Origin of the sequence: Psychrobacter muriicola 2pS, from assembly GCF_904846535.1 — a bacterium.
Lineage (GTDB): Bacteria > Pseudomonadota > Gammaproteobacteria > Pseudomonadales > Moraxellaceae > Psychrobacter > Psychrobacter aquimaris.
Map to the genome: position 1 here is coordinate 231,891 of NZ_CAJHBC010000005.1, position 11,953 is coordinate 243,843.

At 42.7% G+C, this 11,953-nt stretch carries 10 protein-coding genes; 2 read left to right on the forward strand and 8 right to left on the reverse strand.

Features of this window, described 5'->3' with window-relative positions:
• Positions 1-112 precede the first annotated feature (112 nt).
• The 3 genes from JMX93_RS09545 to JMX93_RS09555 form a co-directional block, all read right to left on the reverse strand.
• Complete coding sequence (locus JMX93_RS09545) at positions 113-1,339, reverse strand: IscS subfamily cysteine desulfurase (protein WP_201501579.1); 1,227 nt, start codon at positions 1,337-1,339, stop codon at positions 113-115.
• The gene (locus tag JMX93_RS09550) at positions 1,336-1,845 is read right to left on the reverse strand and encodes an Rrf2 family transcriptional regulator (protein ID WP_045451863.1); all 510 of its coding nucleotides are present in this window, start codon (positions 1,843-1,845) and stop codon (positions 1,336-1,338) included. Before JMX93_RS09550 ends, JMX93_RS09545 begins: the two co-directional genes overlap by 4 nt.
• A gap of 490 nt (positions 1,846-2,335) precedes the next feature.
• Positions 2,336-2,980, reverse strand: coding sequence for a hypothetical protein (locus JMX93_RS09555; protein ID WP_193012959.1), 645 nt, complete (start codon positions 2,978-2,980; stop codon positions 2,336-2,338).
• Positions 2,981-3,499: 519 nt separating this feature from the next.
• On the opposite strand from JMX93_RS09555, the gene JMX93_RS09560 reads away from it, so the two are divergent.
• The gene (locus JMX93_RS09560) at positions 3,500-3,772 is read left to right on the forward strand and encodes an HU family DNA-binding protein (RefSeq protein ID WP_045445077.1); all 273 of its coding nucleotides are present in this window, start codon (positions 3,500-3,502) and stop codon (positions 3,770-3,772) included.
• Between the two features lie 385 nt (positions 3,773-4,157).
• Positions 4,158-6,032 carry a SurA N-terminal domain-containing protein gene (locus JMX93_RS09565; protein WP_499204546.1) on the forward strand — a complete coding sequence of 625 codons (1,875 nt, stop codon included), beginning with the start codon at positions 4,158-4,160 and terminating at the stop codon, positions 6,030-6,032.
• A gap of 203 nt (positions 6,033-6,235) precedes the next feature.
• Here JMX93_RS09565 and purH read toward each other — a convergent pair whose 3' ends face one another.
• The 5 genes from purH to JMX93_RS09590 all read right to left on the reverse strand — a co-directional run bounded on the left by purH (position 6,236) and on the right by JMX93_RS09590 (position 11,937).
• Positions 6,236-7,816 (reverse strand): bifunctional phosphoribosylaminoimidazolecarboxamide formyltransferase/IMP cyclohydrolase, encoded by a 1,581-nt coding sequence (gene purH / locus JMX93_RS09570; protein ID WP_499204547.1) that lies wholly within the window; start codon positions 7,814-7,816, stop codon positions 6,236-6,238.
• 153 nt (positions 7,817-7,969) lie between these two features.
• Positions 7,970-8,329, reverse strand: coding sequence for a helix-turn-helix domain-containing protein (locus JMX93_RS09575; protein ID WP_499204548.1), 360 nt, complete (start codon positions 8,327-8,329; stop codon positions 7,970-7,972).
• 263 nt (positions 8,330-8,592) lie between these two features.
• Complete coding sequence (locus JMX93_RS09580) at positions 8,593-9,885, reverse strand: MJ0042-type zinc finger domain-containing protein (RefSeq protein ID WP_499204549.1); 1,293 nt, start codon at positions 9,883-9,885, stop codon at positions 8,593-8,595.
• A 183-nt stretch (positions 9,886-10,068) separates the two neighbouring features.
• Positions 10,069-10,995: a 50S ribosomal protein L11 methyltransferase gene (gene prmA, locus JMX93_RS09585; RefSeq protein WP_193012954.1), complete on the reverse strand. Its 927-nt coding sequence runs from the start codon at positions 10,993-10,995 to the stop codon at positions 10,069-10,071.
• A gap of 123 nt (positions 10,996-11,118) precedes the next feature.
• Positions 11,119-11,937 (reverse strand): tetratricopeptide repeat protein, encoded by an 819-nt coding sequence (locus JMX93_RS09590; protein WP_499204550.1) that lies wholly within the window; start codon positions 11,935-11,937, stop codon positions 11,119-11,121.
• Positions 11,938-11,953: the final 16 nt, after the last annotated feature.

Consider the following 11,953-nt stretch of genomic DNA (forward strand, 5'->3'; position numbering starts at 1 on the left):
GTTAATAGAAACGGTATTTATAAAAACGGTATTTATAAAAACTGGATTTATAAGTGTCTGATCAATCGTTTAATGGTTCTGTTTGATAATTATGTCGTTGCTTTCGGTAATTTTAGTGCTCAGCCCATTCGACTGAATCTAAATCAACACCTTCTTGGTACATATCCCAAAGTGGTGATAGGGCACGTAATTTATCGACCGCTTCATGCATTTGCTTGATGACAGTATCGATGTCTTCTTCAGTGGTATAACGACCAAAGCTGAAACGAATTGAGCTGTGTGCTAATTCATCTGGGCGACCAATAGCACGTAATACATATGATGGCTCAAGCGTCGCTGATGTACAGGCTGAACCTGATGATACGGCTAAGTCTTTTAGTGACATCATCAGTGATTCACCTTCAACGAAGTTAAAGCTGATGTTTACGATGTTAGGTACACTGTGCTCAAGATCACCGTTTAGGTAAATCTCTTCGATATCTTGTAGACCGTCCCACAGTTTTTGGCGTAGTTTCGCTGCATGTGCATGGTCTTCTTCATAACGCTCATTGGCTAAAGCAAATGCTGCCCCAAGACCAACGATTTGATGCGTCGGCAATGTACCTGAACGCATACCGCGCTCATGACCACCGCCATGCTGCTCTGCTTTCAAACGGATACGTGGCTTACGGCGAACAAATAATGCACCAATACCTTTAGGACCGTAGGCTTTGTGACCTGAAAAGCTCATCAAGTCGATCTTCGTGGTTTCAAGGTCAATCAATACTTTACCAACAGATTGTGCGCCATCGACGTGGAAGACCACACCCGCTTCACGAGTGATTTCACCAATGGCAGCGACATCAGTAATCGTGCCAAGCTCATTATTTACCATCATGAGTGATACTAAGATAGTATCGTCACGTAGGGCTTCTTTCACTTGCTCTGGCAAAATAAGACCCGTGCTTGGTTGTGGCTCAAGATAAGTAATCTCAAAACCTTCTTGCTCAAGCTCACGGCACGTATCTAATACCGCTTTATGTTCGATCTTACTGGTAATAATATGCTTACCACGAGATTGATAAAAATGCGCTGCACCTTTAATGGCTAAGTTATCTGATTCTGTTGCACCAGAGGTAAAGACGATTTCGCGTGGATCAGCGTTGATGACTTCAGCCACTTGTTGACGCGCCGTTTCTACCGCTTCTTCTGCTTGCCAGCCATAGCCATGCGAGCGCGAGGCTGGGTTACCAAAGATGCCATCTACTGTCAGATACTCGCTCATCTTAGCAGCTACTGATTTTGCAACTGGTGTGGTGGCGGCATAATCTAAGTATATAAGGTTGTTATGTTGGCTCATGCTGGGTTTGCCTCGCTGTTCGATAGGGTAATAGTGTTGATATCTTTTATGGAAATCTCTTTGGTAGAGCTGTGCTGACGCTCTGACACTGACTGCACATTTTCCATGTCTAATAATTGCGCTAATGTTATATTTTTCAAGTACTGTTCGATATGATTGGACAGTGCACACCATAAATCATGGGTTAAGCACATTGTACCACCTTGACAGTCGCCACGTCCTTCACACTGCATCGCATTAACCGACTCATCGACGGCAGATATGATGCTCATCACGTCTATCTCATGCAATGGTTTGGCTAGATGATAGCCGCCTGCCGCACCTCGGATGCTAGTGACAAGACCACGTTTACGAAGTTTGGAAAACAGTTGTTCAAGGTAAGAGATAGAAATCGATTGCCGCTTGGCGATATCAGATAAGGAGACTGCAGTGTCTTGTTGGCTGGTTTGTAATGCCAAATCTAGTAACGCAGTAACGGCATATCTGCCTCGAGTAGTCAAACGCATGTGTTATCTCCAAACTTTTAAGTCATTTTTATTTAACAACGACCTTAGCAAAATGATAGGTGTGGCAGCTTGTAAGTAATATGGAAGCTACTGATGGAATCATATAATAGCTAAGTTGTGTCTTATCGTTATTAAACAGCAGATAATTAACCCGATGTGTGCAACGATTAAGCCAATTATACTTAATCCTGAGTAATTTAGTCAAGATTAAAGTGTGGTTGAATGGTTAATCGAGCTTATTACTATGATTGATAAAAACAATGGTATTAAAAGGAGGGGAGATAAGATTGAAAACATTGATTCCTAGTATTTTTAAAATACTAAAATACAGTCTTGAGGTTTGAGTTCTAAGTTTTTTCTTTAACGTCTATGAATTATATTAGGGCGTGTTGAATGTTCAACACGCCCTAATCATATAAGCGTTTAATATCGCGTAATCGGCGTCAAACGCATCCGGTAAGGTAAGGTAAGCAACCTTTCATTGGTGAAATTAATTCATCAATAGCGCGATAATGGCTGCGATCATAATGACAAGCGCTACAACAGTCACAATCATCAAGGTCTTCTGTTTGCTTTGTAACTCTTTAACAGTGGTTTCAAGCTCACGGTTTTTAATGGTTAATGTATTTATCTGGGTTTGTTGCTCTTTGATACGCAGCTTATAGTGATCCTTTTTTTCGGCCATTTCAGCATCAGACGGCTTAGTTTTACCTTTGCCACCTTTTATTTTTTTAATCAGACCTTGAATTAAGCTACCAAGACCGAGTTGCATAATGAACTGCTTGACCAACTGTACTTGGACAGACTCGCCGCGCATTTGTAGTTTTTCGGTGGTTTCGCTGTCATGAGTAGTGATCGCATTGATAACTTGGATGCTATAAGCATTGATGATGACGTCAGGTTCACTGCGGTCAATAGGTAATTGTGCGTCTAATAATACGCCTTTGGTACTAAAAGTGGCAAACACCTCAACATGTGGTAAATATAAGCGTAGCGCCACGACAGTACCTTGCTTGGCAAGTGGATAAGCGGCTTTACGTAGTTCGGGATCTAAACGTAGCAATAGTGTCAGCGCCGACTCGATGAACACCAGAATGATATTAAGAAAAGAGTGGGACAACGTAGAACGCTTCATGTAAATAATCCGTTTTATATTTGGCAAATTAGAGGCAAAAGACAAACAAGAGTCAAAATTGACCCAAAAGGTGCAATGATATTTTGCTTATAGTAACGCCTTTATAGTAAAAAGTAACGCTAGTTTCTGTCAGTTGGAAAATTATTACTTTACAATTTGATAGTCAACAAGGACACTAATATTTATGACTGGTAATGCCTCAGTAAGAGATGACATGTCTTTGAACGATCAGGCAGTATAGAGGTTAACTAGCTAAGTCAACGTTAGAAAAAGCCAAGGTTGCTAGCCGTTATAACCGTTGCAGAGGCTTTGCGTAACATTGAGTGTCAAATACGTAGTACAGTAGGCAAAAATATGTAAAATCGCTTGCGCTCCTTATGCTGCCTTGATATAAAGACGATAACAAAGCGAAACCTGTTAATACGCCAGTCAGGCAGTTTTTATTGCTTAAATGCTATGAGAGCGTTACAATGCTTGGCGTGAGCGTTTATTATCCCCCTTAAACTTGAAGGAAATTTTATGAATAAGTCAGAATTAATTGATAGCATCGCAGACAAAAGTGGCCTAAACAAAACCCAAGCTGGCGATGCATTGAATGCTGTTATGGAAAGTGTTGGTGAAGCGCTAGAAGCTGGCGATAGCATCTCATTGGTTGGTTTTGGTACTTTCAGCGTAAAAGACCGTAAAGCACGTACTGGCCGTAACCCTAAGACGGGTGAAGAGCTTAGCATTCCAGCAAGCAAAGTACCAAGCTTTAAAGCAGGTAAAAACTTAAAAGAGCGCTTAAACTAAGCCGTTCTTTTAAAAGTAGATGCTGTATAACGACGTAATATGCGAATCAATACGGCATTTACTAATAGTAAAGCATCATATGGTTTATAGCATGGCTAATAAGTCATGGTATGAATCATAAAAAAGCACCTAGATATTAGGTGCTTTTTTTATCGCTATAGTTTGTATCATACCACGTGAATATTTTGAGTCTGCATCAAAAATCACGTATCATAGGGCGCGCGATAGATGCGTTGTTCAAATAAGGCTGTTTTACTCAGTCTTGTTGTTCTATATCAAATTCACACGTTCTTATTCTTACCATTGCCTGCTTAGATAGCGTTGATATTAATAGTAATATTACAATGGTTTTTCATCAATATAGGTTTATAAAGCAGAGATAACTATGGATAAATTGCGCGATTTCTTAAAAAGCTGGCCAGGTCGCATTTTATTGATTTTATGCCTATCGCCGCTCGCTCTATTGGGTGTCGAAAGCTATTTTGGAGGCGGGGTCGATCCCAACCAAATCGCTCAGGTGGGTGAAGCAAGCGTAGGGTTGTCCGAGTATCAGACTGCCGTAAATAACCGTCGTACTGAAATACTAGAACAAGTTGATGATGCCAGTCTATTGAACGAAGATGTGTTGCACGAGCAAGTGCTCAAAGGTCTCATTGATCGTACGCTATTGGAGCAGCAAGCAGGCAAGCTTGGTATGACAGTCTCTGATGACACGATTAATCGTTTATTGCGTCAAGAAGAAATTTTTAAGGACGCAGAAGGTAATTTTTCTAACGAGCAATTCTCAAACTTTTTGCGCCAGCGTGGTATGACGAAAGATCAGCTATTTTCTGAGTTCCGTAATCAGTTAAGCCTTGATCAGCTCAATGCCAGTATCGTTGGCACGGCAGTATATCCAATGCAAGCGGTCAGTCAATTGATTGACTTACAACTTGAGTCGCGCAATATCTGGCTGCATCGATTTAATTGGCAAGACTATGCAGATCAGGTCAAGTTAAGCAAAAGCGATATACAAGCCTATTATGACGCCAATAAAGACACACTAAAAAGTGCGGCGATGGTAGATTTGGCATATTTGCAATTAAGTCCTAAAACCATTCAGGTGAATGAGGTTACGGAAGAGGATTTGCAGCAGCAATATGAAGCCTACAAGCAAGGGCTAGCTGTCGTCGATGAACGTAAAATCAGTCAAATCCTATTGACGGGTAAAGACGCAAAGGCAAGAGCTGCTAAAATCAAAGCTCGTTTGGATAAAGGTGAGTCTTTTGCGGCATTGGCTAAAGCCGAGTCAGATGATCCATCAGGAGCAACAGGCGGCGATATTGGTACCTTTAACCCCTCTGTATTTGGTAGTGATGCTGCAGCGGTTGAGAAGGCTTTAGAAGGCTTGAGTGTTGGTGATGTAACAGCACCTATTAAGACCAGCTTTGGATATCAGATATTTACCGTAACCGAAGACAATGGTAGCAAAGTACCAAGTCTAGAAAGTATGCGTGCAGAGTTGACGGCAAAAGCCAAAGAATATAAGCGTCAAGAAATCTATGCAGATAAAGTGACGGCGATTAATGACTTGGCAGCAGATGGCTTTAGCATTGAAGATATTGCTCAGCAAGAGAACGTAACGTTAAAACGTATCAAAGATTACCGTAAAGAAAACAACAAGTCGGAGCTATCACAACCAGCAGTGATTAAGCAGGCTTTTGATGAGTTTACGATTCAAGATCAGGCAGTGACCGCAGGTATTGAAGTTGGTAACGGGACGGTATGGGTGCAGCCAAGTAACTATCGTCCTACTAAAACGCTTAGCTTATCTGCTGCTACGCCAATAATCACTCAGATATTACGCCAAGAAAAAGCCACGGCATTGGCGCTAAAAGAGGCGAAGAAATTAGCCGCTGGTATTAAGACGCCCGCTGATATCAATAAACAGCCAGTACGTTTCCAATCGTTAGGTGAAGTAAATCGCCAAACCACGCTACTGACAGATAAAGAACGCGGATTGGCCTTTAGTCAGCAAGCGGCTAATAATGGTGTCGTTGCTATTGCGAGTGAGACTGAGATGGGTGCGACCTTGTTGGTCGGTGATCGTATTAAAACAGAACAACAGTCACCATTGTCTGATATGCAAAGAGCACAAACGGCTGCCATCATTCGTGATAACTTGGGGCAAGATCAGCTACAAGATTACTTGGATTATCTACGCTTGGTATATAAAGTTGAAATTAATGACGCCAATATCGCGAACGCGCAAGGGCGTTAGGCATAAAGGTATTAAAGGAAGTATGAGGCACTTGTTTAGTCATCCTTTCTAAATAATTCTCTCAAATTTTAAGCATAAAAAAGCCACTGTTTACAGTGGCTTTTTTTAATGAGTATTATTTTTATCATCAAAATTTAGCATTAATAGCAATACGACATTTATTGCTGCTATTAATGCCAATATTTCAAGTAATACGGGACAATTTAATGGCGGAAATGACGCATACCAGTGAATACCATCGCGATACCATGCTCATTTGCCGCAGCGATGGTTTCATCATCACGCATAGAACCACCTGGCTGGATAATAGCAGCAATACCAACTTGGGCAGCGTTATCGATGCCATCACGGAACGGGAAGAAGGCGTCTGATGCCATAACAGCACCTTCAGTAGCCAATCCAGCATGCTCAGCCTTGATAGCGGCGATACGAGCTGAGTTGACACGGCTCATTTGACCAGCACCAACACCAATAGTACGCTGACCTTTGGCATAAACAATTGCATTAGATTTGACGTATTTTGCTACATTCCAGCTGAACAATAGATCCGCGATTTGTGCTTCTGTTGGTTGTACATCAGTGACAATCTTTAAGTCATTGGCCGTAATCAAACCAAGATCTTGCTCTTGTACTAAAAGGCCACCGTTGACGCGCTTGTAGTCAAGCTGGCTATCGCGTTGATCTGGCGCTGGCAGTTCGCCGCACACCAATACACGTACATTTTTCTTAGCAGCTGTCGCTTCAAGTACACCATCTTCGATGCTTGGTGCAATAATAACTTCTACAAACTGATTGTCGATAATGGCTTTAGCTGCCGCCAAGGTCAATGGGCGGTTAAAGGCAATGATGCCGCCAAAAGAAGATTCAGGGTCAGTACTAAAGGCGGTGTTATAAGCGGTTACTTGATCGTTATCGACAGCGACACCGCAAGGGTTGGCATGCTTAACGATAACGCAAGCAGGTGCACTGAAGGCTTTCACGCACTCAAGGGCAGCATCAGTATCGGCGATATTGTTATAAGACAGTGCTTTACCTTGTAGTTGCTTAGCAGTCGATATAGAGGCCTGTTGGCTTTTTAGCGGATGGTTTTCGGTATAAAAAGCGGCGTTTTGATGTGGGTTTTCGCCGTAGCGTAGATCCTGTGCTTTTTCGAGTTGCACATTAAAGGTACGTGAGAAATTCTCAGGCTGCTGGCTTTCATTTACACGGCTACCTAAGAAGTTGGCAATCATCCCGTCGTACTGTGCCGTATGCTCAAAAGCCTTAACTGCTAAGTCATAGCGCAAAGCGGGTGTCAGCTCGGTGCCATCACCTAAAGCGGCAAGTATGCGCTCATAATCTGTTGGATCGGTCACGATACCCACATGGGCATGGTTTTTCGCTGCAGAACGCACCATCGTAGGACCACCGATGTCAATGTTTTCGATAGCATCGTGCATGGTGACATCCGCACGAGCAATGGTTTCAGCGAACGGATATAAATTCACGACAACCAAATCAATACGGTCAATTGCATGCTCACTCATTACGGCATCGTCTGTACCACGGCGTCCTAAGATGCCACCATGAATTTTAGGATGTAGCGTTTTGACACGGCCATCCATCATCTCAGGGAAACCCGTATAATCTGATACTTCGGTCACAGCGATATTGTTTTCTGTGAGTAAACGATAAGTACCGCCAGTAGACAGTAAGCCAAAGCCTGATTTAATAAGGCCTTGGGCAAACTCAACGATATTAGATTTATCAGAGACTGACAATAGAGCAAGTGGGGTTGTACTCATAAGAAAATTTCCATAAAAAAAGCCTGACGTAAACGTCTGGCAAGGTGACAATGACAATTGTTGCAGACAATATCATGGTGGATAGCGTCAATAACATTAAATTGCCATACGTAATGATTGGTAATAAAGACAGAGAATTGCATATAGCAGATGCTACATTAAGTCATAAGTTTTGAGTTTTTTGCGTAAAGTGCCGCGATTCAGACCCAAGATTTGCGCACACTTGGTTTGATTGCCTCGAGTTTTTTCAAGGACAACCGATAATAGCGGCTCTTCGACTTGTTTTAAAATAAGCTCATATAAGTCGGTTGGCATCTCATCGCCTAGCATCGCAAAATACTGTCGGACCACACGCTCCACATGTACGTGAAGTGGTTCATGCCGGTGGCTCGCATAGCTGTCTAATGAGGATTCAACATGGCGAGTCGGCTGATGGTCGGCTGTACTATAATCGGCAGGATGCTCAGAGCTTGTAGCAAAATGATTGGCATTATGCTGTGCATGAGTAGCCATAAGATAATGTCCTTGGGATTGGGGATAATCAAACCATAAGATATCAGCGTATTATATCAAATTAATATCGTTTAGCGCTGACAGATTAACGCTATATTAGCGGCAGTATGACTAGGGCGTGTTTTCAATCCAGTCGATGAATATCTAAATGGGCTAAAAACGCCTAAATCTACTGAATTTGTTACGTCCTCGCGTTTTTCTTGCGACTGAATTTTTGGAGATGAAGTTATTTATAGATAGCAGTTTCGTTGATAATTGTCCATTCAATACAGAGGACTTATAGTCACTTCTCGAATTTGTCTATTGGCAACAGGTACTGTAAACAGTATGTTTCGACTACTATCAGCCGCTAATTGGCTTTGTTTGCTTAATAGGTAGTCAGCTGGCGTGGCAATGAATTCTCCAATCAAATCATTTGCGCCGTATACGCTGACTTTAACATTCGGATACAGCTGCGCTTTGGCACTTTGATTGCTTAATGTGGCACTCACGTCGCTAGACTTCCCATCCATCTTAATCTTACTGGGTTTATGATTGAGGTTGGTAATCGTGAATGCTGTCAGATCGGCACTAGGTAAACTACAGGCAGCGACCGTACATACTGCTTGTAGGCGCTCTGCATGAACTGGGTTTTTCACCAAAGTTTCTAAGTTAAAAATGACGTATTGAGCAAAAAGTAGCAGTGCTAATACTAAGCATCCGAGTGTCCATAATAAGGATGCGATAGAACGTCTCTGCGGCGTAGGTGTAAACTTTGCTTGTGCTTTTCTGACACGTTCTTCAGAGGTTGACGCTTCATCTTTAAGTGGTACACCCATATCGAGCAACAGTTGTGACAAATCGGTCTCATCTTGTTGTGGTTCTTCGCTTTTATTTTGTTCTTTGAGAAGTTTTTCGAGCCAAGAATTGTCCGCAGTATCATCCACATTAGCATGAATATCATTAGCTGCTGCTGAACTGAGCGCCATCTGTGCTGATGAGGAGTTTTCTATTGTAGCAGCAGATGACTTCATTGCTGATGAAGGGTTATTTTTATCTATTTTCTTAGAGAGGTTATTTGATGATTGATTGTCTGCTGTAGAATTATAACTGCTGTTATTTATATTGCTGGCTTGAGTCAGCCAAGCATCCATGTTATCTAAAGAATCGTACTCTAAAATGCTTTCCTCTGGCTCATCGGTATCCATATCATCATAGATTAATCCGTCATGAATCAAATCATCATCAATTAAAGTATCAGATGAAACGTTTTTTGAATGTGGATGGGTGAGGGATGACTTAGAAGCGCCTGCTGCACCTTGATTTTTATTACGATTGTCAGCGGTCTGCGCAGAATGCGCACTTGGAACGGCTGTCGCATTGGTATCAGTCGTTGTATTTTTTCGAATAGCAGAAGTATTGATAGCATCGGCAGTCACGATAAGATGCTTATTAACCAAAAAACTCTGTTGGCATTGATCACAGCTAACGGTGGCATTTACTTTATTCAACTGTGTTTGTTGTACTTTAAAGCAAGCTTGGCAATGAGGGCACTGAGTTTTTATTGGCGTGGTCATAGGGTCGAATCCAAAAAAGTATGGTTATCAATACCGCTTAGCCACTCGCTAATAGTTGCCTATAGTGTTAATACTGCCGTTTATGGCAGCTTTAAATGTCCATGAATCATGAGCAAGGACAGAGTGGCGTCAAACACATAACATTTGACTGCCCTCTATCGTAACAGATGTAATTAAATGTTGCTAGCCTGTAAATGTACCAGATAAACGCTGCCAATGTTGGTCTTCTTGCGCTGTAAAAGCATGCTTTGCATCAAGTGCAAAATAAGGTTGATAAGCCGCCGTTACTTGTTCGGTTTGTGACTCTATTAGACCGGCCAATACAATGCGACCTTTTGGTGCGATTAAGGTAGCGAAATAAGGCGCTAAGCCAATGAGCGGCTTGGCTAAAATGTTTGCAACGATTACGTCTACAGGTAACACATCGTTTTGTGAGCAGTAGTCAGTAAATTCTTCTGGTAAGAAGGCTTGCAGACGATCTCCAACGTGATTGCGTGCTGCATTTTGATTGGTTGCCAGCACCGCTTGCGGATCGATATCGACGGCATAAACGTGGCGTGCACCCAATAACAAAGCGGCAATGCCTAAAATACCTGAACCGCAACCATAATCAATCACCACTTTGTCTTTTAGATCTTGTTCTGTTAACCAATCAAGACATAAACGGGTAGTGGCATGATAGCCTGTGCCAAACGCTAGGCCAGGGTCCATAATGATATTGGTCGCCTCAGGATTGGGCGGCGTCAGCCAGTTAGGTACAATCCATAAATTATTGGCACATTCGATAGGATGGTAATTGCTCATCCATTCGCGCTCCCAATCTTTATCATCGACAGCCGTGAGCCAGATACGGGTGGCTTGCACTTGTGCTGCGATTTCATGACTGAGCTGCTCGACCGCCTGACGACTGCCAGCATCGGTGGTCGCATCAAATAGCCCTGTTAAGATAACCTCATCCCATAGCGGTGATTCACCAGGTAGTGGCTCAAATAAAGGCTGGTCACCTGCGTCGTCTAAGGCGATTGATAATGCACCTGCTTCTAGGAGCAGTGCCTCAGCCAAATCGACGTTTGCTTTTTCACATTGTAAATGCAGTTGTTGCCATGCCATAACGATAACCTTAATTAAGAATAAATGTATATTTTGGATAAGTGATGTGTCTGTAAAATATAAAAAGTGAATAGGCTACAAAGTTATAAACTTAGTATCTATTCACTTTGATATGTCTTGATATTAGCGTAAGGCTTGCTTCGCTTCACTGATGACGCGAGCGTTGCCTTGGGCTTGTCCTGATTGCAAAATAATCTGCCACAGCGCGCGGCGACGACTGGTATCTTGAGAAACACTCAGACCACGGCGTGCCATGGCTTCTGCCTTGCGCGGCTGGTTCTTTTTTAATGCTACTTGCGCCAAATAAAAATACACCGCAGAAGATTTAGGTGCTAGGCGCTGTGCACGGGTAAAGCTGTTTTCAGCATTGGTCAGTTTGCCAGCTTTTAGTTGACTGATACCCGCTTGCATCAAATTGCGAAACGCTGGCAGGTCGCTATTGCTAGTGGCAGCTTTCTGTGTCCGTTGCTGCGAGTTTTTTCTTGCCTGTTCTAGCAATTCATTATGTGACGGTGCTGATGGCTCAGAGATGATATAGTCATCAGGCGAAGGCATGATAATAACGGTATCAGGTTGGGTCAACACAGGGTTAGATGGTGTGAATACAGGCGTCTCTCGAGTCAACGGATTTGTTGATTCGGATGGTTCAGAGGAATTATAAGGTTCAATGGGATAGTCGCCTTCTTCCTCTGTTCTGACAATAGGCGCTTGCGTCACAGTCGTTACAGGGGTTTTAGGTTTTTGCGATGATGGGAGCGTTTGAGTCGGTACGGTTTTCATCGCGGTAGATGCAGTAGGCGCAGTCTGACAAGCGCTCAAACTCAACATGCCAGCTAGAGCACTGACTGCCAGCATCGTGTTAGCTGTATTGGCTGGCTTGACGTTTATAGACCGCGTTATGACGGCTGTCCTAGCTGGTACAGTTTGCTTGAGAGATAACATTATATTGAGACCTTTT